The following is a 22,133-nucleotide window of genomic DNA, read 5'->3' on the forward strand; positions in this document are numbered from 1 at the left end:
CGAGAGTGTCCACCGAGTGCTGATCTGCAATCGGGAAGTCAATCTAGTTTGCAAGTGAATCAGCTGCGTCATTGCCCGTTGCTCTGCCCTGCCGCGCAGACGGCTATCCACACCCCTGCCGCGTGCTGATCGGAGGGTCTGCCAAGCTTTAAATCTGGGTATAAATCTAAAGCATGGTGGTGATGGTAGGGCCAGATTTCATGTATAACTAGCTTATGTATATGATTTAAAAGGCTTTGTCGGCCTCGAAACCCCCCTTCTAAGTGGGGGTCGGGCTGGGGGAATACCTGTGGATAGATTTTGAAGGCTCGTGAACTCGACTTTTTATCCACAGATTGCCCAGTGCTTGTGTATAAGTCATCCAGAGGTTTTCCCGATCGGTTTCGAAGATGCCGTGAATTCTTTGAAATCTGATGCGGCCCGTGGGCTGGGGCCCAGCAGAATTCAAGGATTTCGCTGGGATCACGTTGAACCCTTGCCAGTGACGGGCATGGAGTTCTTGAAATCTGGTGCGTGGAACGGACTCAGACCCGTAGAACGCAGGTTATTTCGGCCGCGGTAGGGTGCGCATCGGCCGCACTCCGCAGCCGACAGGCGCACTTGACCGATGCAGTAAGCTGGTAGATCGCTCAACTTCCCGCACCGCCGGTGCCGACCGTCCCCCTCCATGCAGATCCGCCGTCTTTCCCTCCACCAGCTCCGTCGATTCGACGCGGCAGAACTGTTGCCGCAGCCCGGCATCAACCTGCTGACGGGCGACAATGGCGCCGGCAAGACCAGCGTCCTGGAAGCCCTGCACCTGATGGCCTATGGGCGGAGCTTCCGTGGCCGCGTCCGCGACGGCTTGATCCGTCAGGGACAGGAATCCTTGGAGATTTTCGTGGAATGGGACGAATCGAACGCCGAAGGCAGCGAAATCCGCCGGCGCGCGGGTCTTCGCCACTCGGGACAGGACTGGAAGGGCCGTCTGGACGGCGAGGATGTAGCGCAACTGGGAAACCTGTGCGCTGCGTTGGCCGTGGTGACCTTCGAACCGGGCAGCCATGCGCTGGTCAGCGGTGGCGGCGAGCCCCGTCGCCGTTTCCTGGATTGGGGCTTGTTCCACGTGGAACCCGACTTCCTCTCCTTGTGGCGCCGCTACTCGCGCGCCCTCAAGCAGCGCAACGCCCTGTTGAAGCAGGGCGGATCGCCGCGGATGCTGGATACCTGGGATCATGAACTTGCCGAGGCCGGTGAGCCGCTTACCAGCCGCCGTCTTCATTACCTGGAACGCCTACAGGGCCGGGCCGTGGAACTCGCCGCGAATCTGGCGCCGCAGCTGGACCTGCAGTCGCTGACGCTCAGCCCGGGTTGGCGCCGGCACGAAATTTCACTGGCCGATGCGCTGCTGCTGGCACGTGAGCGTGATCGCCAGGCCGGCTATACCTCGGTCGGACCGCACCGCGCTGACTGGAGCGTCGGCTTTGGCAGCATTCCGGGCCGTGATGCCTTGTCCCGCGGGCAGGCGAAGCTGACTGCCCTCACCTGCCTGTTGGCGCAGGCGGAAGACTATGCGGTGGAGCGCGGGCACTGGCCGGTGATTGCGCTGGATGACCTGGGTTCGGAACTGGATCGTAACCATCAGGGCCGGGTATTGGACCGCCTGCTGGCCGGCCCGGCGCAGATATTCATCACCGCAACCGAGACCCCTGCACCGCTGCAGGATCGCACCGACATCGCCCGGTTCCACGTGGAACATGGCCACGTCACGGGTGTGCCATAGTGGCCCACGGGGTAGACCTGCCCGGCTGGTATAATTCAGGTTGCACCACCCCCTCTTTCTCGGCGCGCCATTCGTTGGCGCCCGACCTGCGGAGCCTACGGCGAGCGCAATGACTGACGAACAGAACACCCCTGCAAACACTGGCACCTACGACGCCAACAGCATCACGGCGCTGGAAGGCCTGGAGGCCGTCCGCAAGCGCCCCGGCATGTACATCGGCGATGTCCATGACGGCACCGGCCTGCACCACATGGTGTTCGAAGTCGTCGACAACTCGATCGATGAAGCGCTCGCGGGCCACGCCGACCACGTGTCGGTGACGATCCATTCCGATGGTTCCGTAGGCGTATCGGACAACGGACGCGGCATCCCGACCGGCAAGCATGAGCAGATGAGCAGGAAGCTGGATCGCGAGGTCTCGGCGGCCGAGGTCGTCATGACGGTCCTGCATGCCGGCGGCAAGTTCGACGACAACAGCTACAAAGTGTCCGGCGGCCTGCACGGCGTGGGCGTCAGCGTGGTCAATGCGCTGTCGCAGAAGCTGACCCTGGACATCTACCAGGGCGGTTTCCACTACCACCAGGAATATGCCGACGGCGCCGCGGTGATGCCGCTGCAGCAGGTTGAAGCCAGCACCAAGCGCGGTACGACCCTGCGCTTCTGGCCGTCGACCACGGCATTCCACGACAACGTCGAATTCCACTACGACATCCTGGCCCGCCGTCTGCGCGAACTGTCGTTCCTCAACTCCGGCGTCAAGATCGTGCTGATCGACCAGCGCGGAGAAGGTCGTCGCGATGATTTCCACTACGAAGGCGGCATCGCCAGCTTCGTGGAGCATCTTGCCCAGCTGAAGACCCCGCTGCATCCGAACGTGATCTCGGTGGTGGGCGAGCACAGCGGCATTACCGTGGAAGTGGCGCTGCAGTGGACCGATTCCTACCAGGAAACGATGTACTGCTTCACCAACAATATTCCGCAGAAGGACGGCGGCACCCATCTGGCCGGTTTCCGCGGCGCGCTGACGCGCGTGCTCAACAACTACATCGAACAGAACGGCATCGCCAAGCAGGCCAAGATCAACCTGACCGGCGATGACATGCGCGAAGGCATGATCGCGGTGCTGTCGGTGAAGGTGCCCGATCCCAGCTTCTCCAGCCAGACCAAGGAAAAGCTGGTGAGCTCGGATGTCCGTCCGGCGGTGGAAAACGCGTTCGGCCAGCGCCTGGAATCCTTCCTGCAGGAAAACCCGAACGAAGCCAAGGCCATCGCCGGCAAGATCGTCGATGCCGCGCGTGCGCGCGAAGCGGCCCGCAAAGCCCGCGACCTGACCCGCCGCAAGGGCGCGTTGGATATCGCCGGCCTGCCGGGCAAGCTGGCCGACTGCCAGGAAAAGGATCCGGCACTGTCCGAACTGTTCATCGTCGAGGGTGACTCGGCAGGTGGTTCGGCCAAGCAGGGCCGCAACCGCAAAAACCAGGCCGTGCTGCCGCTGCGCGGCAAGATCCTCAACGTGGAACGCGCACGTTTCGACCGCATGCTGGCGTCCGACCAGGTCGGCACGCTGATCACCGCGCTGGGCACCGGCATCGGCCGGGACGAGTACAATCCGGACAAGCTGCGTTACCACAAGATCATCATCATGACCGACGCCGACGTCGACGGTGCGCACATCCGTACGCTGCTGTTGACGTTCTTCTACCGTCAGATGCCTGAGCTGATCGAGCGCGGCTATGTCTATATCGGCCTGCCGCCGCTGTACAAGATCAAACAGGGCAAGACCGAGCTGTACCTGAAAGACGATCCGGCACTGGACAGTTACCTGGCCAGCAGCGCGGTGGAAAATGCGGCGCTGGTACCCGCGGCCGGCGAACCGCCGATCGACGGCGTCAACCTGGAAAAACTGCTGCTGAGCTATGCCGGCGCACTCGAAGCGATTGCGCGCAATGCGCACCGCTACGATCGCCAGCTGCTGGAATCGCTTGTCGATTTCATTCCGATGGACCTGGAGCACCTGCGCAATGCACCGGCCGGTGAAGGCCTGGATGCACTGGCTGCCCGCCTCAACCAGGGCAGCCTGGGCTCGGCGCGCTTCAGCCTGGAACTGCAGGAACCGAACGACCAGCGTCCGGCTGCCGTGCTGGTGACCCGTCGCCACATGGGCGAAGAGCATATCCAGGTGCTGCCGCTTGCGGCCTTCGACGGCGGCGAACTGCGTGCGCTCTATCAGGCCGCCAACCTGCTGCACGGCCTGGTCCGCGAAGGCGCCACCATCAATCGCGGTGCCAAATCCATCGAAGTGACCAGCTTTGCCCAGGCCCAGGCGTGGTTGCTCGAAGAGGCCAAGCGCGGTCGCCAGATCCAGCGATTCAAGGGTCTGGGCGAAATGAATCCGGAGCAGCTGTGGGACACCACGGTCAACCCGGATACCCGTCGCCTGCTGCAGGTGCGCATCGAAGACGCGGTCGCTGCGGACCAGATCTTCAGCACCCTGATGGGGGACGTGGTTGAACCGCGTCGTGACTTCATCGAAGACAACGCGCTGAAAGTCGCCAATCTGGATATCTGACACAATCGAAGGTTGCCGGCGCCCGGATCAATCCGGCGCCGGCGTTTCTCCTTCTGCTGCAGGATGCGCATGTCAACAACCACCCCGGTTCCACCGCCGCCGCTTCCCGGCGCCTCTGCGCCTAAACCGCGTGCTGCCGGCTCACCGGTGGCCGGTTTCCTGATCGACCTGGGACTGGCCGCGCTCATCCTGTTCGGGCTGAGCCTGCTGGCCGGACTGTTGTGGGGCGCGGTGCAGGGCATGCGGGTCGGTGCAGAACTGGTCGCCAACGGTGCGCCAGCGCCGAGTCCGGATTCGATCGCCACCCAGCTTGGCCAGCCCGGCGCGCTGGCACAGATCCTGATGGCCCTGTTCGCCACCGGCGGCGCAGCGCTGATCCTGTATTTCTGGCGTCGCCGCGCCACGCCCGCCGAACGTGAAACCTCCATGCGCGCCCTGGGCCGGCCGGCCACCTGGGGCTGGACCCTGTGGGTGGGCACGCTGGTCATCATCGGCAGCAACGGCATCGGCTTTCTCGCCAAGCGGGCCGGTATCGAGCCGGTACCGACCAACCTTGAGCTGATGAGCAGCGCTGCCGCGCAATTCCCCGTTTTCCTGGCGCTGTTCGCCGTGGTGCTGGCGCCAGCCTACGAGGAACTGTTGTTCCGCCGGGTGCTGTTCGGGCGTCTATGGAATGCCGGAAAACCGTGGCTCGGCGTGCTGTTGAGCAGCCTTGCATTCGCACTGGTTCATGAGATTCCGGGCACCAGCGGCAACGGGCCGGCGGAAATCGCCCAACTGTGGCTGATCTACGGTGGCATGGGCGCCGCGTTCTGCTGGCTGTACCAACGCACGGGCACGCTATGGGCACCGATAGGTGCGCATGCGTTGAACAACGCGGTCGCGATGACGTTGTTGATGGTGTTTGGCGCGACTTGAAAACGTGCCGCAATCCGCAGCGCATGCGTGACATGGGTTGACTGGATTGACGAAAAATTAAGCCGCCGAAGTGGACACTCGTTGCATGAACACGGGGATCCGATCCATGAAACGACTGCTGCTGGCTTTTACGATTACCGCGTTGTTGAGCGCGTGCGCCACCACCACCTCCCCCACCGGGCGCAGGCAGGTCGTTGGCGGTGTTTCGCAGGCGCAGTTGGACCAGCTGGGCGCACAGGCGTTTGCTGAAACCAAGCAGAAGGAAAAGATCAGCACTGACGCCAGGCAGATCGCCTACGTGCAGTGCGTGGTCAATGCGTTGGTGGCCCAGCTGCCGTCGCAGTACCGGGGCGTGCGCTGGGAAACGGCGGTCTTCGCCGACAGCGAACCCAACGCCTTCGCCCTGCCCGGTGGCAAGGTCGGGGTGAACTCCGGCATCTTCACCGTGGCCAAGAACCAGGACCAGCTGGCGGCGGTGATCGGGCATGAGATCGGCCATGTCATCGCGCGCCACCACGAGGAACGCATCACCCGCCAGATGGGCGCGCAGACCGGGTTGTCGGTGGTCGGTGCACTGGCCGGCGCAGCCTATGGCGAAACCGCCGCCAGCGCGGTGAACCAGTTCGGCGGCATGGGCGCGCAGACCCTGTTCCTGCTGCCCGGTTCACGCACCCAGGAGAGCGAAGCCGACGTGGTCGGACAGAAGCTGATGGCGGAGGCAGGTTTCGACCCGGCGCAGGCGGTGAACCTGTGGCAGAACATGATGGCCGCCAGCGGTGGCCGCAGTCCGCAGTGGCTGTCGACCCATCCCGATCCGGCCAATCGCATCCGCGAACTGCAGCGCGATGCACCCGCCCTGCAAGGCGTGTTCCAACAGGCACAGGCGGCGGGACGCAAACCACGCTGTAGCTGAATATGCGTGAATTTGCTGTGATGCAGCACAGGAAACGATTTCTCACGTCGCTTAATTCTGATACGTTTGGCGGCTCAGATTTTTCTGACGTCCGTCATTGCTGCCGCTACGCGGTCCGAACGAGGTGAAAGATGATGCTCCGTAACCACAAGCAAGCCCTGCTGACCATGCTGATCGCGACTGCTGTCAGTGGCGCCGTGATCACCGATGTCGCCGCGCAGACACGTTCGGCCGATCGCTCCGACCAGCGTGAGCGTCGTGGCAGCAGCAAGGCCGCTGCGGCCGAAGTGCTGTACCCGAACGCGACCCGCAAAGAGCCGGGCATGAAGTCCTCGGCCAAGCTGGGCAAGCAGCTGCAGAAGCTGGTAGACAGCTACAACGAGCAGAAGTTCCCGGAGACGCTGACCGAAGCCACCGCGATCCTGGGTAACAGCGCCGCCAACGAATACGACAAGGCGCTTGCCGCCCAGCTCGCTTCGCAGGCCGCCTACCAGCAGGACGACGTTGCCGGTGCGAAGCGTTACCTGCAGCAGGTGCTCGACGCCAACGCGCTGGACAACAACAGCCACTTCCAGTCGATGCTGATGCTGGCCCAGCTGCAGCTGCAGGATGACGACAAGGCGGTGCAGGCGCAGGGCCTGACCCTGATCGACAAGTACTTCGCTGAAAGCGGTTCGAAGAAGGCCGAGGAACTGGTTTCCAAGGGCCAGGCGCTGTACCAGCTGGAGCGCTACCAGGAAGCGATCCCGGTGCTGAAGGAAGCGATCGCTGCCTCGCCCGAGCCGAAGGACCAGTGGAACCAGCTGCTGATGGCCGCCTACGCCGAAGCCGGCCAGACCGGTGAGGCCGTGAGTGCCGCCGAGGCCGTCGCCGCCAAGAACCCGAACGACAAGAAGGCGCAGCTCAACCTGGCCAACATGTACATGCAGGCCGACCAGATGGACAAGGCCGCCGGTGTCATGGACAAGCTGCGTGCGTCGGGCCAGTTGACCGACGAGCGCGAATACAAGCAGTTGTATTCGATCTACGCCAATACCGAGAACAAGGAAAAGGAAGTAATCTCGGTGATCAACGAAGGTCTCGAGAAGGGCATACTGAAGCCGGACCATCAGGTTTACCTGGCACTGGCCCAGTCCTACTACTACTCAGAACCGCAGCAGGTGGACAAGGCGATCGAGGCGTGGCAGAAGGCCGCTCCGCTGTCGCCCACCGGCGAAACCTACCTGAATCTGGCACGTGTCCTGCACAGTGAGGGCAAGATTCCCCAGGCCAAGGAAGCAGCGCGTCAGGCCAAGGCCAAGGGTGGCCTGAAGAACGCCGCGGATGCGGACAAAATCATCAACCTGAAGTAAGTAGGAATAACGCCTGAATGCCTGCGCGAAGCGTGCGCAGGCACTCAGGATTGGTATAAGCTTGGAGGTTCCTGCGGTGTCATGCACCGCTGATCAGGGATCCCGCCCCCCGGGTATCCCGGCCCCACAATCGAGCTCTTGGCGCATGACGGAACAACTAGTCTTTCACCGCTACGAAGAAACTGAAGAGAAGGGCCTGAGCTGGCCCCGCATCTTCGGCATCGCGTTTGTTATCGCACTGCATCTGGCTGCCTTCATGATGCTCCTCATTCCTGCCGTCGCCCCCAAGGCGGCTGCAGAGAAGGAGCGCAACGTGATGGTGACCATCGTCGATGCACCGCCGCCGCCGCCTCCGCCGCCGCCGCCGCCGCCGCCGGATGAGACGCCGCCGCCGCCGGTGAAGAACCTGTCGCCGCCGAAGCCGTCGCCGGTTCCGCCGCCGCCGCAGGCGCCGATCGTCGACGTGCCGGAACCGCGCCCGAACGATATCGTCACCCCGCCGTCGCCGCCCGCGCCGCCGGCACCGCCGACCTCCATCGAGGCCAGCGTCGATATCTCGTCCAAGAACATGAATCCCCCGCGTTACCCGCCGGCTGCATTCCGCGCTGGTATCCAGGGTGAAGTGATCCTGATCATCGATGTCGATGCCCAAGGCAACGTCACCAATGTCACGGTCGAGAAATCCAGCCGTAACCGCGACCTGGATCGCGCTGCAATGGAAGCTGCACGCAAGTGGCGCTTCAACGCAGCCGAGTCGGGCGGCAAGAAAGCCGCGGGCCGCGTACGCGTACCGGTCAATTTTGCTCTGAGCTGATGCATCGGGTGGCCGCAGGGCCACCCCGCTGATGGCTCTTATGATTAGCTACACCCTTCAACACCACACACAACAAAGGTAAGCGTCATGCTGCAGGAAATTTTCATCGCCGCTGCTGCCGGGGGCAACTCCAACGCCCTGTCGCAGATGGGCTTCGAGCACCTCATCCATGAAATGACCAGCCAGCCGGGCGACTTCGCAGTCTCCTGGGTGGTTCTGATCACCCTGATCGTGATGTCGGCCATGTCCTGGTACTGGACCGTCATCAACATCTTCCGCGCTACCCGCCTGAAGGCTGCTGCCGACAAGGTCACCAGCCTGTTCTGGGATACCCCGAACGCGCAGGACGCCATCCGTGCGATGGAAGAACAGCCGGCTTCGGAGCCCTTCTCGAAGATCGCCCTGGACGCCGCACAGGCTGCCGCCCACCACCAGCGTGCCGAAGGTGGCGCAACCGGTGGCCTGGGTGAAACCCTGAGCCGTTCGGAGTTCGTCGACCGCGCCCTGCGCCAGGCCGTGACCCGCGAAAGCAACAAGCTGCAGTCGGGCATGACCCTGCTGGCCACCGTCGGTGCAACCGCTCCGTTCGTCGGTCTGCTGGGTACCGTGTGGGGCATCTACGGCGCGCTGATCAAGATCGGTGCAACCGGTTCGGCCTCCATCGACGCCGTTGCCGGCCCGGTGGGTGAAGCGCTGATCATGACCGCGATCGGCCTGTTCGTGGCTATCCCGGCCGTGTTCGCGTTCAACTTCTTCAGCAAGATCAACAGCGCGACCATCAGCCGTTTCGATACCTTCGCGCACGACCTGCACGACTTCTTCGCTACCGGTTCGCGCGTCCGCTAAGGACGCGCTGTACCCGGCACGAAGGTAGTTCACACCGATCTAGACGGAGCCCGTTATGGCTTTCAGTAGTGGTAACAGCGGCGGCCCCATGGCCGACATCAACGTTACGCCCCTCGTGGACGTGATGCTGGTGCTGCTGATCATCTTCATCATCACGGCGCCTCTGATGTCCCACAAGGTCAAGGTCGAGCTGCCCGAAGCCAACCTGATCCAGAACCCGGACGATGCCAATGATCGTAAGGGTCCGATCACGCTGGCGGTCAAGGAAGACGGTTCGGTTTACTGGAACGACGAGGAAATCGATCGTGGGACGCTTGAGTCCCGCCTTTCCACCGCCGCCCAGCAGACGCCGCAGCCGCCGTTGAACCTGCGTGGTGACCGCACGACCAAGATGCGCGTCATCAATGAGCTGACCAAGGTCGCGCAGGAACAGGGCATGCTGGACGTCGGCTTCGTTGCGACCAAAGAGAAGGGGCAGTAAGCCATGGCATTCAGTTCTGGTGGTGGCAAAGGCCCCATGGCGGACATCAACGTCACGCCCCTCGTGGACGTGATGCTGGTGCTGCTGATCATCTTCATCGTGACCGCACCGATCATGACCTACCCCATCGCCGTGGATCTGCCGCAGCGCGTGCTCAACCCGCCCCCGGTGACGGTTGAACCGCCGCCGCCGGTCGAGTTGCGCGTCGATGCGAGCAACCAGGTGTTCTGGAACAACAGCCCGGTCGCCGTGGGCGAACTGCAGCAGCGGATGGAACAGGAGGTCCAGCGTGACCCGACGAACCAGCCGGAACTGCGGATCGACGCGAGCCCGGACTCGGAGTACGACGTGATGGCCAAGATCCTGGCCGCCTCGAAGAACGCCCAGATGAAGAAGATCGGTTTCGTACAGCAGTAAACGCTACACGCAGTCCGCACTCATGACGCGACTGGAAAACGCCCTCGGAAACGGGGGCGTTTTTTTATGTCCGCTGCCGAAGGGGTCAGACTCCTTTTCCGCAGGAAAAGGACTCTGACCCCGTCCGGCCCAGCCCGCGCCCGCGTATCATCCGGCGATGATTGCCTTCTTCGATGCGCTGCGACACTGGCTTGATGCCATTCCCCACCTCGGCACGTCGCTGGCGATTGCCTATGTGCTGTACCTGCTCGGGCTGATCGGCTGGATCATGCTGCAGAAACGCGAGCCGGTCGCCACGCTCAGCTGGATTCTTTCGCTGGCCGCGCTGCCGTACATCGGCCTCTTCATTTACTACCTGCTGGGTCCGCAGAAAGTAAAACGGCAACGCCTGCGCCGCGGCCGTTCGCGTACCGGCATGGAGCACTACAGCAGTGTCTGCCCGCCCGATGCGGACTGCACCGAACTGGCCGCCATCGGCCAGGCCACCACCGGCCTGGCACCCAGCAGCGCCACCGAAGTGGAATGGCTGGTGGATGGCGCGGCGACCTACGCCGCGCTGCTGGAGGCGATCGCCGAAGCGCGCGATCACGTGAACCTGGAGTACTACATCTTCGAACCGGACCACACCGGCACCGCCGTGCGCGATGCGCTGGTGGCCGCCGCGCAGCGTGGCGTACAGGTCCGGCTGCTGCTGGATGCCGTGGGCGCCGGCAACATCCGCGCGGCGTTCCTGAAGCCGCTGCTGGAGGCCGGCGGCGAAGCGGTGTGGTTCCATCCGCGGCAGCTGCTCAAGCCGTTCAAGCGGCCGTGGTTGAACCTGCGCACCCACCGCAAGCTGGTGGTCATCGATGGCCTGCAGGCCTTCACCGGTGGCATCAACATCACCGACGAAGAGAACGAGCAGCGCGACCCGAACGCCTACCGCGACCTGCACATGCGCCTGCGCGGGCATGTGGTGCGCAGCCTGCAGCTGGTCTTCATGGAAGACTGGCTGTACGCCAGCGGGCAGGAGGCCCAGCAGTTCGACCAGGCACGGCTGTGGCCACGTGAAACGCCGAGCCGCGACGACGGCAGCATCAACGCGCAGGTGCTGGTGTCCGGCCCGGATTCGGGCTGGGAGACCATCCATCGCCTGCACGTGGCCGCCATACACGAAGCCAAACACCGCGTGTGGCTGGTGACGCCCTACTTCGTGCCGGGCGAAGCGGCACGCATGGCGCTGACGTCGGCCGCGCTGGGCGGGCTGGAAGTGCGGCTGCTGGTGCCGAAGATGAGCGACTCCTGGTTCGTCACCCAGGCCGCGCGGTCCTACTTCGACGAGCTGCTGCAGGCGGGGGTGAAGATCTACGAATACGGCCCGCGCATGCTGCACACCAAGGCCTTCATCGCCGACGACGAGGTCTGCATCGTCGGCACGGCGAACTTCGACCATCGCAGTTTCCGGCTCAACTTCGAACTGTCCATGCTGCTGCGGGACAAAGACCGCGTGGCCGAGCTGGCCGGCATCCTGGACCATGAGTTCGACAGCGCCACCCGCGTCCACAACGAACGCAACCGCGGCCTGTGGCGGCACCGCCTGCCTGAAGCCTTCGCCCGGCTGGCCTCGCCGCTGTTGTGACAGCGGCGCTACACTGCGCGCTTCTGTCACCGTCCTGCCTGCCGTCATGACCCGCCTCAGCGTCAACGTCAACAAGATCGCCGTGCTGCGCAACTCGCGCGGTGGCCACGACCCCGATGTGCTGCGCGCCGCGCAGGCCTGCCTGGACGCCGGTGCACACGGCATCACCGTGCACCCGCGCCCGGACCGCCGCCACATCACCGCCGAAGACGTGCACGCGCTGTCCGCGCTGACCACGGCGCGCGGGGTCGAGTTCAACATCGAAGGCAACCCGTTCGCCCCGCCGCGCGAGGGCTACCCGGGCCTGCTGCCGCTGTGCGAAGCCACGCGTCCCGCACAGGCCACGCTGGTGCCCGATGGCGACGGCCAGCTGACGTCCGACCATGGCTTCGACTTCGCAGCCGACAGCGAGCGCCTGCGTCCGCTGGTGGCCGCGCTGAAGGCGATGGGCTGCCGCGTCAGCCTGTTCGTGGACGCCGGCAACCCGCTGCTGGAACGCGCGGCCGAGGTCGGTGCCGACCGCGTCGAGCTGTACACCGGCCCGTTTGCGGAAGCCCACGCCGCCGGCGACGCCACGGCGATGCTGGCGCTGTTCGCCACCGCCGCGCGCCGCGCACAGTCGGTTGGCCTGGGAGTCAATGCCGGCCATGACCTGTCGCAGGCCAACCTGCGTGACTTCCTGAGCCACGTACCTGACGTGCTGGAAGTCTCGATCGGCCACGCCCTGATCAGCGAAGCCCTGTACGACGGCCTGGACGCCACGGTAAAGGCCTACCTGGCCCGCCTCTAAGCCGGTAGTGACGGCCGCTGGCCGTCAACCCACCCCGGTAGTGGCGGCCGCTGGCCGTCAACCCCCTCCGGTGGGTGACGACCGCTGGCCGTCATGATCCCCACCGTCGCACCCCCTGAGACCCCCATCCCCTACCCTCCGCTGCGCATCGCGTGGCGTGTAATGTCCTGCGCGCTGTCCCGACATGACCCTATGTCCTGTGGATAACCATGGGGGCAAGCCAAACCCCCATCCCCCTCCACGCCTACAGCCATCTGAATTCCAGCACATTGCATACGCTGTGGTTAGCAATAATACTAATCACACTTCCAGCAGAAGATTCCCATGGGTCGCCCCGATTCCATTCCCCACGTCGCCATCAAAGGTCGCGGCAGCACCACCCACCTCCCCGGCCGTTTCGAAAGCACGGTCAGCGAAGCGGTGGACGATGGCTGGGAAGCCGAAGAAAGCGAAGAATTCCTGGCGCCGCGCCTGCGCACCGAAGTGCGCGCCGAAACCGCCCGCAGCATCATCAGCCGCAACAACTCGCCGGACGTTGGCTTCAGCCAATCGGTGAACCCGTATCGCGGCTGCGAACATGGCTGCTCGTACTGCTTCGCCCGGCCCTCGCACGCCTACCTGAACCTGTCGCCCGGGCTGGACTTCGAGACCAAGCTGTTTGCCAAGACCAATGCCGCGCAGCTGCTGCGCAAGGAACTTTCAAAACCCGGCTACGTGCCACAACCCATAGCGCTGGGCATCAACACCGATTCCTACCAGCCGATCGAACGCAAGTTCAAACTGACCCGCCAGCTGATCGAAGTGATGCTGGAAACCCGCCACCCGTTCTCGCTGATCACCAAGAACGCGCTGGTCGAGCGCGACATCGACCTGCTGGCGCCGCTGGCCGAACAGAACCTGGTCAGCGTGCACTTCTCGGTGACCTCGTTGGACCCGCACCTGTCTTCGAAACTCGAACCCCGCGCCGCCGCACCGCATGCACGCCTGCGCGCGATGCGCCGGCTGCACGATGCCGGCATCCCGGTCGGGGTGATGGTGGCGCCGGTGATTCCGTGGATCAACGATGCCGAACTGGAGGCCGTACTGGAAGCCGCGCGCGACGCCGGCGCATCGAGTGCCGGCTATGTGCTGCTGCGCCTGCCACTGGAAGTGGCGCCGCTGTTCCGCGACTGGTTGGACACACATTACCCGGACCGCGCCACGCACGTGATGAGCACCATCAACCAGCTGCGCGGCGGCAAGGACTACGACAGCCAGTTCGGCACCCGCATGCGCGGCCAGGGTGTTTATGCGGACCTGTTGGCGAACCGCTTCAAGCTGGCGCGCAGGCGGCTGGGATTCGATGCGCAGAACAGCCACTGGCCGAAGCTGGATTGCACGAAGTTCGAGCGGCCGGCGCCGCCGAAGGCGGACTCGCCGCAGGGGTCGTTGTTTTAGCAAACCGGTGGTGGTCACGGCGCACTCAGTTCGCAACTTTTCTCATGGACGCAGGTGCACACGGCTGTGCACGATGACCGTGCTGGTGCCGAACGTGCCAGCCGGGATTGGCGTCCCGACACTACGCATCACTCATTGCCTCTGTTGTAGCCCTCGGGCACGGCGGAGAATGCACTGCACTGCCGGTCATACGGCGGGCGGTGCGCGGGGATCCCGATCCGCCGGTTAATGAGTGTCGCGTAGTCCGGTACGCCAACCCGCATCGCCCGCCACCTTGCGCCCTGGCGCAGGTGGCCCATGCCATGCGAGGTCTTTCGATGTCCATGCAGCCCATGCACGTGTCCTTCTTCGCGACCTCCAGGTCGTTCCGATGAAGGCCGGTCGCGCCACGCTGTCCTATGCGGAGATGGAAGCAGCAGGTCACTTCGACCGGCCATCCACGCCGCAGGCGGTGATTGAGTATTTGAACGCGTGCATTGCCGAAAGCGAAGGTGATGCGGCGATCTTCGGCGAGGCCCTCGCCTATGTTGCTGGCGATGCAGGACTGCGTGCCATCGCCTGCGAATGCAGGCTGCCTGTCGAGGTGGTGCGTCGCCAGTTGTACGGCAGACGCACGTTGACCCTGCGCACGATGATGGGCGCGCTGCGCGCGTTGGGATTGGCGCTGCGGGTGGACGCTGTCGACGGCATGCAGCCGGCGGACTGAACCTGCAGCGGGCGGAACCTCGGGTCGCGTGTGAAGTTCCGTCGCGATTACACTTTGCGATTCCTCCTTTGGAGTGCAGGGATGCGCTTGCTGCCCCTTGTCGTGCTGTTGCTGGTCGCCAACGTCGCGTCGGCCTATGACCCGCCGAGCGTCGTGCACTACACGATTCACGGCACTACCGACCGCGAGCTGGGCAGCGCGATGCGCTCGCTGGGGCCGGCCGATCCCACGGGAAGGCGTTATCCGGGGCGTGCCGACTGGAACGTGTCGTGGACGTATCGGTGGCAGTCGCAGGGCAACCGTTGCTCGCTCACTACGCCGTCTGTTCAATTGAAGGGCACGATCACCCTGCCCCGCTGGGAAGATCGCGACCGTGCGGATCCTGAGCTGCAGCAGCGATGGGACCGCTTCCTGGCCGCGTTGACCGTGCACGAGCAGGGCCATTTCCAGTTTGGCGTGGCCGCTGCCGATGAACTCCGCCGGCAGTTCGTCAGCCTGAAATCGAACAAGGGCTGTGCGCCGCTGGAGGCGGAGGTGGACAGGCTGGGACGTTCGATTGTCGAGGAGTATCAGCAGCGCGACCGGCAGTACGATGTGGAAACCTCGCATGGTCTGACCCAGGATGCGTTCCTCTGAGGGTCACCCACCGAGACGGGCGGTGAGGAGGGTAGCGCCGAGCCACGCTCGGCGAGCGCAGCGGTCTGGCCGTCAGGGGAGGTCGGCATGGGGTCAGAGCCCTTTCGCTGCGCGAAAGGGATCCGACCCCTGGCACGGGCCCCGGCGGTGAGGTGAGCGATTTCTGAAAGGCAGTTCGCGTCGTGTCGCGGAAGATAGGCGCCGTGCAGAGGCAACGCCAATCAATATCGACTCCATCAATCGAATTGGGGACGCACCGCCGCACGGAAGACCCGCCCATGAGCAGGATGCTCGCTGCCAGCATCCTCATCTCCCCGGGCGTCGCTGCACATGTCGGCCAAGGGAAAGGTGGACACGTGTGCGTTCAGCGCCCGGGGAAATGGGGACCTTAGCCGCCGTAGAGCTTCTGCGCGGACTGGAACAGGATCCAGCTGGTGGCGATGACCTTGTCCCCGCCCTGCGGACGATTGCCGCGATGGGTATGGGTGAAGGCGGTCGGCGCGATCAGCAGGCTGCCGGTGCGCGGCGCGACCTTGCGCTGCTGGAAATGAAACTCGGTCTCACCCTCTTCGAATTCATCGTTGAGGTACAGCGTCCACAGCAGGTGGCGATGCAGGGTTTCCGCCTTCTCGTCCTTCGGATACAGCTCGCAATGCCAGTAGGGGTAGCCGCCCTCGCCTGCTGCGTACCATTGCAGGTTGATCGCGCCCGGACGCAGGCACGTGCGCGCAAGATCCGACAGCGCGGCCGGGCTCATGTCGGGGAAATCTTCTGCCACGAGGCGCTTGGGCTGGCCGTTGCTGTCTTGGATCTGCAACATCAGCGGCGCGATCAGAGCCTGTGGATAACGGCGTAGATAACTCAGCAGCCCGTTGAAAACGGCCTGTTGCAGGACGTTTTCAACATCAGCCCAATCAGAAAGCCCGCTGATCCGCAGATCCTTGCTGCGCTTGAGTTCCGGGAACACACCACTGCCTACCGCACCCGGTTGCAGGCGGTCACTTGCGCGCAATCGCGCCACGATCGCCGCACACACATCGGCGGGCACGGCGTTGTGGATCACTTCAATGAAATCAACCGGGTCCTGCGTGTGCATGCCTGCATCCTTCGCCAGCGGGCCCTTGATGGTGCCCACTGGCGCGGGGGTTGTCACGCCACCGACATGTGCGGCGGCGTGCCCGACGGCCAGGCGATCACGCCCGCCTGCTGCTCAGTCTGCGGAGGCGTCGTGCTGCTGGTGGTACTTCACCGCGGCGGCCACTTCATCGCGCGAACCGAGGAACACCGGCACGCGCTGGTGCAGCTGGTCCGGCTGGATATCCAGGATCCGCGCGCGGCCGGTCGACGCGGCGCCGCCGGCCTGTTCCACCAGCAGGCCCATCGGGTTGGCTTCGTACATCAGGCGCAGCTTGCCGGCCTTGGACGGGTCCTTCTTGTCCCACGGGTAGATGAAGATGCCACCGCGGGTCAGGATGCGATGCACGTCGGCCACCATGCTGGCGATCCAGCGCATGTTGAAGTCCTTGCCGCGCGTGCCTTCCTTGCCTTCCAGCAGATCGGCCACGTAGGCCTGCATCGGGGCTTCCCAATGCCGCTGGTTGGACATGTTGATCGCGAACTCCTGGGTGGCCGTCGGGATCTGCATGTCCTGGGTGGTCAGCACGAATTCGCCGGTTTCACGGTCCAGGGTGAACGCATGGGTGCCATGGCCGACGGTCAGCACCATCTGCGTGCTGGGACCGTAGATGCAGTAACCGGCGGCGATCTGCGCCGTACCGGGCTGCAGGAAGCTGTCATCGCCGGGCAACTCGACGCCCTTCGGGCAGCGCAGCACGGAGAAGATGGTGCCCACCGACACGTTCACGTCGATGTTGGAACTGCCATCGAGGGGATCAAACAGCAGCAGGAAATCACCGCGCGGGTAGATGTCCGGCACCGGCTGCGAGTGGTCCATTTCTTCCGATGCGCAGGCGGCCAGGTGGCCACCCCAGGCGTTGGCTTCCAGCAGGATCTCGTTGCTGATCACATCCAGCTTCTTCTGCGCCTCGCCCTGCACGTTGCCGGTACCGGCTTCGCCCAGCACGCCGCCGAGGGCGCCCTTGCTGACGGCGATGGAGATGTTGGTGCAGGCACGCCCGACCACGGCGATCAGCTGGCGCAGGTCGGCATTGATGCGGCCGGCATGCTGTTCCTGGATGAGATACCGGGTCAACGACGTACGGGACATGGACAGGGCTCGAGCGACGGAAAGATGCGCCTATTGTCGCCGCCCGGATGCAAAAAGGGGACGGAGGGGATTATTAATCCCCTCCGTCCCCTTTTTGGTGTTGCATCAGGCCTTGGCGACGTTGGCCACGGCCTGGGCGACGTAGTCCAGGTTGCTCTGGCTCAGCGCGGCCACGCAGATGCGGCCGGTGCCGACGGCATAGATGCCGTAGTCATCGCGCAGCTTTTCCACCTGCACCCGGCTCAGGCCGGAGTAGGAGAACATGCCGGCCTGGTCGTTGATGAAGGCGAATTCCGGCGCGCCCAGGGCGGCCAGACGGTCCACCAGCCCATGACGCAGGGCGTGGATGCGCTCGCGCATCTCGGTCAGTTCGGCTTCCCACAGCGTGCGCAGTTCCGGGCTGTTCAACACGCCGGCCACCAGCGCGGCACCGTGGTTGGACGGGCTGGAGTAGATCGTGCGGATGATCCGCTTGATCTGCGACTGCACGGCCTTGGCTTCGGTGGCGTTGGGGGCGACGATCGACAGCGCACCCACGCGTTCGCCATACAGCGAGAACGACTTGGAGTACGAGTTGGCGACCACGAAGCTGTCGATGCCGGCTTCGGCGATGATGCGCACGGCGGCGCCATCCTGCTCGATGCCCTTGTCGAAGCCCTGGTAGGCCATGTCGATGAACGGGAACAGCTGCTGTTCCTTCAGGACCTCAGCCACCTGCTTCCACTGGTCCACGGTCAGGTCGGCACCGGTGGGGTTGTGGCAGCACGCGTGCAGCAGCACCACGGTGCCCGGCTGCAGCTTCTGCAGGTCGGCCAGCATCGCGGGGAAGTCCACGCCGTGGGTCTGTGCGTCGAAGTAGCTGTATTCCACCACGTCGAAGCCGGCCGCACCGAACACGGCGCGGTGGTTTTCCCAGCTCGGGTTGCTGATGGCGATGGTGGCGTGCGGCAGCAGCTTGTTCAGCAGTTCGGCGCCGACGCGCAGCGCACCGCTGCCGCCCACGGTCTGGGTGGTGGCCACGCGGCCAGCGGCCAGCAGCGGCGAATCCTTGCCGAACACCAGCTCACGGGTGGCCTGGGTGTAGGCCGGCAGTCCATCGATGGGCAGGTAGCCGCGCGGTTTGGCTTCGGTGGCGAGCTGCTGCTCGATCTGCTTGACGGCGCGAAGCAGCGGAATGCGGCCGCTTTCGTCGTAGTAGATGCCCACACCCAGGTTGACCTTGGTCGGACGGCTGTCGGCGTTGTACGCCTCGGTCAGGCCCAGGATCGGGTCACCGGGGACCAGTTCCACGTTTGCAAAGAAGGACACGGCGGTACTCATTCGATAAGGGGGAGGAAGAAAGCACGCAGCAGCGCCACCACCGTGGGGCAGTGACGACGTCATCGTAACAAAGCGTGCCGGTGGCGCGGCATTCCTCATCACCTCCTGGCCGGTACCATGGGCCGTTCATGCTTGTGGCTGAACCTGAATGATGAACCTGCTCCCGGCGCGTTGCCGCCTGTCCGTTGCCTGTGCCCTGCTGCTGCCCACCCTCGCCTTCGCCCAGGACCCGCCGGCGCGTACCCTGCCGGCAGTGGACGTGGAGGCCGCCCGGGTGCCCGGGGTGGATCCGTTCGCACTGCCGGCCAGTCTGGACACGGTCTGGATAGACGACGACCGCAGTGGTCCGCAGGCGCAGCTGTCCGAGGCACTGGGCGGGATTCCCGGCGTGCTGGCCCGTGACCGGCAGAACCTGGCGCAGGACACCCAGCTGTCGATCCGTGGCTTCGGTGCGCGCTCCACCTTCGGCGTGCGCGGCGTGCGCGTGCTGGTGGACGGGGTACCGGCGACCATGCCCGATGGCCAGGGCCAGCTTTCGCACCCCAGCCTGCTCGGCGCGGAGCGCATCGACGTGCTGCGTGGGCCGTTCTCGGCGCTGTACGGCAACTCCTCCGGTGGGGTGCTGCAGGTGCATACCGCGCAGGGCCGCGAAGGCGATCCGTGGCGGCTGCGACTCAATGCCGGTGCCGACAACACGCTGAGCGTGGGCGCCCACCTGCGCGGCGTGCAGGGCCCGGTGGACTACAACATCGCCGCCAACCACTTCCGTACCGATGGCTGGCGCGACCACAGCGCGGCCCGCCGGGAATCGCTGAATGCACGGCTGGGCACGGCCGTGGGCGAGGACCGGCTGGAGCTGCTGGTGAACTACCTGGATGCGCCGGACGCGCAGGATCCGCTCGGCCTGACCCGCGCCCAGGTGGCCGCCGATCCGCGCCAAGCCACCGCGGTGGCGCATCAGTACAACACCCGTAAATCGGTCCGGCAGTCGCAGGCCGGGCTGGTCTACAGCGGCCAGCGCGACGATCACCGCTTCCGCCTGACCGGCTACGCCGGCCAACGCGAGGTGACCCAGTTCCTGGCCATCCCGCCGGGCCCGCAGGCCAATCCGCTGCATGCCGGCGGGGTGATCGGACTGGATGGCGATTTCGGCGGGCTGGACGCGCGCTGGGGCTGGAACGGTGAGCTGGCCGGGCGCGCGCTGGACGTTACCGCCGGGGTCAATGCCGACCGCCAGCGCCAGCACCGCACCGGCCACGAGAACTTCGTCGGCGACCAGCTGGGCGTGCGCGGCCGGCTGCGCCGTGACCAGCGCGACACGGTGTCCAACGTCGACCAGTTCGTGCAGGCCTGGTGGCAGTGGAGCCCGCGCTGGTCGTTGCTGGCCGGCGCGCGCCACAGCAGCGTGCGCTTCCGGTCGGAAGACCACTACATCGTCGGCCGCAACCCCGACGACAGCGGCAGCCGCCGCTACCAGGCCACCACGCCGGTGGCCGGGGTCAGTTTCGAGGTGAACCCGCAATGGCGGCTGCACGCCGCGGTCGGCCGTGGCTTTGAAACCCCCACCTTCAACGAACTCGGCTACCGCGCCGATGGCCAGGCCGGGCTGGCGCTGGACCTGTCCGCCGCCCGCAGCCGCAATGTGGAAATCGGCAGCAAATGGCAGGCGCAGGACGGTCGCCGGCTGGACGTAAGCCTGTTCCGCGCCAATACCGACGATGAGCTGGCCGTGGCCAGCAATACCAATGGCCGCAGTACCTACCGCAACATCGGCCGGACCCGTCGCCAGGGCGCCGAGCTGTCATGGCACCAGCCGCTGGCGCAGGACCTGGAATTGCAGGTGGCCTGGACCTGGCTGCAGGCCGAAGTGCGCAGCGCCTACCTGGCCTGCGCCGGCAGCGGCTGCGCGGTGCCGGATACGCCGGTTGCCGCCGGCAGCCGCTTGCCCGGCGTCCCGCGCCAGCAGGCCTTCGCACGGCTGGAATGGCAGCCGCGCGACTGGCAGTGGGCGGCTGAAGTGACCGGCAGCAGCGACACGGTGGTCAACGACCTGGCCACCGAACGCGCCCCGGGCTATGCCGTGATGAACGTGGAAGCTGCCCGTCGCTGGACCCTGCGCGGCGGCGACCTGCGCGTGTTCGCCCGTGTGGACAACCTGCTGGACCAGGATTACATCGGCTCGGTGATCGTCAACGACGGCAACGGCCGCTACTACGAACCCGGCCCGGACCGCCGCGGCAGCCTGGGCGTGCAGTGGTCCTGGCGCTGACGACAACCGGACGGTAGTGACGGCCGCTGGCCGTCAGCCACCACAGCCCGGTAGTGACGGCCGCTGGCCGTCAGCCACCACAGCCCGGTAGTGACGGCCGCTGGCCGTCACCCCACCCCCTCAATCCGGCGCCTTCGCCGGCACGAACGGTGACGTCGGATCACTCGCCGGGAAGGTCTCCTCCAGCGCCTGATCCTGGTTGTCACTGGCGTGCTGCTTGCGCTCGCGGCGCTTGAGCGGGCTTTCCTGGCCACCGCGGTGACGGTCGCCGCAGTCCTTGCGGTCCTGCGCGGCCTGGTCGCTGACATGCCGCACCGGCAGGTGCTCGTCCGCGGTGGCTGCCGTGTCCGCGTCGACGAACGGCGCGCCGGTGCCGCGGTCTTCGGCATCCATGTTGTCGTGCTTGCCGTGCTGCTCGCCGGGCACGGGGGGCGTGGCTTGGCGCAGTGGATCGCGCGAGGTGTCTCTATTCATGGCGGCTCTCCTCGATGAGGCCCTACTAGAGTCCTTCAGAGGTAAAGCCACTGCGAATCCCGCGTCATGAACACATCGATCACGACTGGATAACGGCGCCGTGGTTACATCTGGCCGCCCGCCCTGCAAGCAGGAGCCGCGCCATGAACCGCCCGGAACGTCCCGCGCCTTCGGTCTTCAATGCCCGGCGCGACCCGCTGGCCGGCAGCCCGGCCCAACGCCGCGCCCGCCGCCACCAGCGCGAAGACCCGCAGGCCGTCGCGCAGGATTACCTGCAGTACATGCTGAACGACTACGACGACCGGCGTCGGCAGGCCCACCGCAGCTGGCGCGACCTGTGCCCGGCGTATGCCTTCGCCCTGACCACCCATGCAGCGAACTGGCCACGCGGCGGCGGCGAAGACACCGAAGGCGAACTGGCCGCGCAGTGGGAGCTGATGCGCGGCGAGTCGCGGCTGCGCTGGCCCAAGGCCCGCGAAGTCGTCGAAGACGCCTGGCTGGCGCTGGACCACATGCCTGCCTCGGCCGTGCGCCCGCTGCTGCAGTGAGCTGTGAAAGGGGTCAGAGTCCGGGGTCAGAGTCCT

20 protein-coding genes are annotated in these 22,133 nt (G+C 65.2%); 16 read left to right on the forward strand and 4 right to left on the reverse strand.

The genetic code is table 11. From position 1 onward, the window contains the following. Positions 1–667: 667 nt before the first annotated feature. The 14 genes from recF (at position 668) to RTX79_RS09900 (ending at position 15,259) form a co-directional block, all read left to right on the forward strand. Positions 668–1,762 (forward strand): DNA replication/repair protein RecF, encoded by a 1,095-nt coding sequence (gene recF / locus RTX79_RS09835; RefSeq protein WP_312683464.1) that lies wholly within the window; start codon positions 668–670, stop codon positions 1,760–1,762. A gap of 109 nt (positions 1,763–1,871) precedes the next feature. Beyond that, a complete protein-coding gene (gyrB, locus tag RTX79_RS09840; protein WP_057509024.1) occupies positions 1,872–4,331 on the forward strand; it encodes a DNA topoisomerase (ATP-hydrolyzing) subunit B in 2,460 nt (819 codons plus the stop codon). Positions 4,332–4,400: 69 nt separating this feature from the next. Then, a complete protein-coding gene (locus RTX79_RS09845) occupies positions 4,401–5,249 on the forward strand; it encodes a CPBP family intramembrane glutamic endopeptidase (protein ID WP_312683465.1) in 849 nt (282 codons plus the stop codon). A gap of 106 nt (positions 5,250–5,355) precedes the next feature. Further along, the gene (locus tag RTX79_RS09850; protein WP_309689418.1) at positions 5,356–6,162 is read left to right on the forward strand and encodes a M48 family metallopeptidase; all 807 of its coding nucleotides are present in this window, start codon (positions 5,356–5,358) and stop codon (positions 6,160–6,162) included. A 131-nt stretch (positions 6,163–6,293) separates the two neighbouring features. After that, positions 6,294–7,514, forward strand: coding sequence for a tetratricopeptide repeat protein (locus RTX79_RS09855; protein ID WP_312683467.1), 1,221 nt, complete (start codon positions 6,294–6,296; stop codon positions 7,512–7,514). Positions 7,515–7,659: 145 nt separating this feature from the next. Next, positions 7,660–8,328, forward strand: a complete 669-nt coding sequence (locus tag RTX79_RS09860; protein ID WP_042612137.1) for an energy transducer TonB — start codon at positions 7,660–7,662, stop codon at positions 8,326–8,328. A gap of 87 nt (positions 8,329–8,415) precedes the next feature. Further along, positions 8,416–9,174 carry a TonB-system energizer ExbB gene (gene exbB / locus RTX79_RS09865; protein WP_057509020.1) on the forward strand — a complete coding sequence of 253 codons (759 nt, stop codon included), beginning with the start codon at positions 8,416–8,418 and terminating at the stop codon, positions 9,172–9,174. A 55-nt stretch (positions 9,175–9,229) separates the two neighbouring features. Continuing rightward, positions 9,230–9,655 (forward strand): ExbD/TolR family protein, encoded by a 426-nt coding sequence (locus tag RTX79_RS09870; RefSeq protein WP_057509019.1) that lies wholly within the window; start codon positions 9,230–9,232, stop codon positions 9,653–9,655. Positions 9,656–9,658: 3 nt separating this feature from the next. After that, positions 9,659–10,072 carry an ExbD/TolR family protein gene (locus tag RTX79_RS09875; RefSeq protein WP_057509018.1) on the forward strand — a complete coding sequence of 138 codons (414 nt, stop codon included), beginning with the start codon at positions 9,659–9,661 and terminating at the stop codon, positions 10,070–10,072. A gap of 157 nt (positions 10,073–10,229) precedes the next feature. Continuing rightward, entirely contained in the window at positions 10,230–11,690 is a 1,461-nt protein-coding gene (gene cls / locus RTX79_RS09880) for a cardiolipin synthase (RefSeq protein ID WP_312683470.1), read from the forward strand. 46 nt (positions 11,691–11,736) lie between these two features. Next, positions 11,737–12,480, forward strand: a complete 744-nt coding sequence (locus tag RTX79_RS09885; protein ID WP_312683473.1) for a pyridoxine 5'-phosphate synthase — start codon at positions 11,737–11,739, stop codon at positions 12,478–12,480. A 324-nt stretch (positions 12,481–12,804) separates the two neighbouring features. Further along, positions 12,805–13,917, forward strand: coding sequence for a PA0069 family radical SAM protein (locus RTX79_RS09890; RefSeq protein ID WP_312683474.1), 1,113 nt, complete (start codon positions 12,805–12,807; stop codon positions 13,915–13,917). A gap of 370 nt (positions 13,918–14,287) precedes the next feature. Continuing rightward, complete coding sequence (locus tag RTX79_RS09895; RefSeq protein WP_312683476.1) at positions 14,288–14,623, forward strand: hypothetical protein; 336 nt, start codon at positions 14,288–14,290, stop codon at positions 14,621–14,623. An 81-nt stretch (positions 14,624–14,704) separates the two neighbouring features. After that, positions 14,705–15,259 carry a DUF922 domain-containing Zn-dependent protease gene (locus tag RTX79_RS09900; protein WP_312683478.1) on the forward strand — a complete coding sequence of 185 codons (555 nt, stop codon included), beginning with the start codon at positions 14,705–14,707 and terminating at the stop codon, positions 15,257–15,259. A gap of 388 nt (positions 15,260–15,647) precedes the next feature. Here the strand turns inward: RTX79_RS09900 and RTX79_RS09905 are convergent, their stop codons facing one another. From RTX79_RS09905 to RTX79_RS09915, 3 genes are all read right to left on the reverse strand, one after another. Next, the gene (locus RTX79_RS09905; RefSeq protein ID WP_312683479.1) at positions 15,648–16,355 is read right to left on the reverse strand and encodes a 2OG-Fe(II) oxygenase family protein; all 708 of its coding nucleotides are present in this window, start codon (positions 16,353–16,355) and stop codon (positions 15,648–15,650) included. A 114-nt stretch (positions 16,356–16,469) separates the two neighbouring features. Continuing rightward, the gene (locus tag RTX79_RS09910; protein ID WP_312683481.1) at positions 16,470–17,486 is read right to left on the reverse strand and encodes a class 1 fructose-bisphosphatase; all 1,017 of its coding nucleotides are present in this window, start codon (positions 17,484–17,486) and stop codon (positions 16,470–16,472) included. A gap of 105 nt (positions 17,487–17,591) precedes the next feature. Then, positions 17,592–18,794 carry an aromatic amino acid transaminase gene (locus RTX79_RS09915; protein ID WP_057509011.1) on the reverse strand — a complete coding sequence of 401 codons (1,203 nt, stop codon included), beginning with the start codon at positions 18,792–18,794 and terminating at the stop codon, positions 17,592–17,594. 163 nt (positions 18,795–18,957) lie between these two features. Between RTX79_RS09915 and RTX79_RS09920 the strand changes: the two genes are divergently transcribed. Next, complete coding sequence (locus RTX79_RS09920; RefSeq protein WP_312683485.1) at positions 18,958–21,075, forward strand: TonB-dependent receptor family protein; 2,118 nt, start codon at positions 18,958–18,960, stop codon at positions 21,073–21,075. 120 nt (positions 21,076–21,195) lie between these two features. Here RTX79_RS09920 and RTX79_RS09925 read toward each other — a convergent pair whose 3' ends face one another. Beyond that, complete coding sequence (locus RTX79_RS09925) at positions 21,196–21,549, reverse strand: hypothetical protein (RefSeq protein WP_057509010.1); 354 nt, start codon at positions 21,547–21,549, stop codon at positions 21,196–21,198. 143 nt (positions 21,550–21,692) lie between these two features. Here RTX79_RS09925 and RTX79_RS09930 point away from each other — a divergent pair, with 143 nt between their 5' ends. Next, on the forward strand, positions 21,693–22,097 hold the full coding sequence (locus tag RTX79_RS09930; protein ID WP_309689385.1) for a hypothetical protein: 405 nt from the start codon (positions 21,693–21,695) through the stop codon (positions 22,095–22,097). The last annotated feature ends 36 nt before the right edge of the window (positions 22,098–22,133 follow it).

Origin of the sequence: Stenotrophomonas chelatiphaga, assembly GCF_032054965.1 — a bacterium.
Taxonomy (GTDB): Bacteria; Pseudomonadota; Gammaproteobacteria; order Xanthomonadales; family Xanthomonadaceae; genus Stenotrophomonas; species Stenotrophomonas chelatiphaga.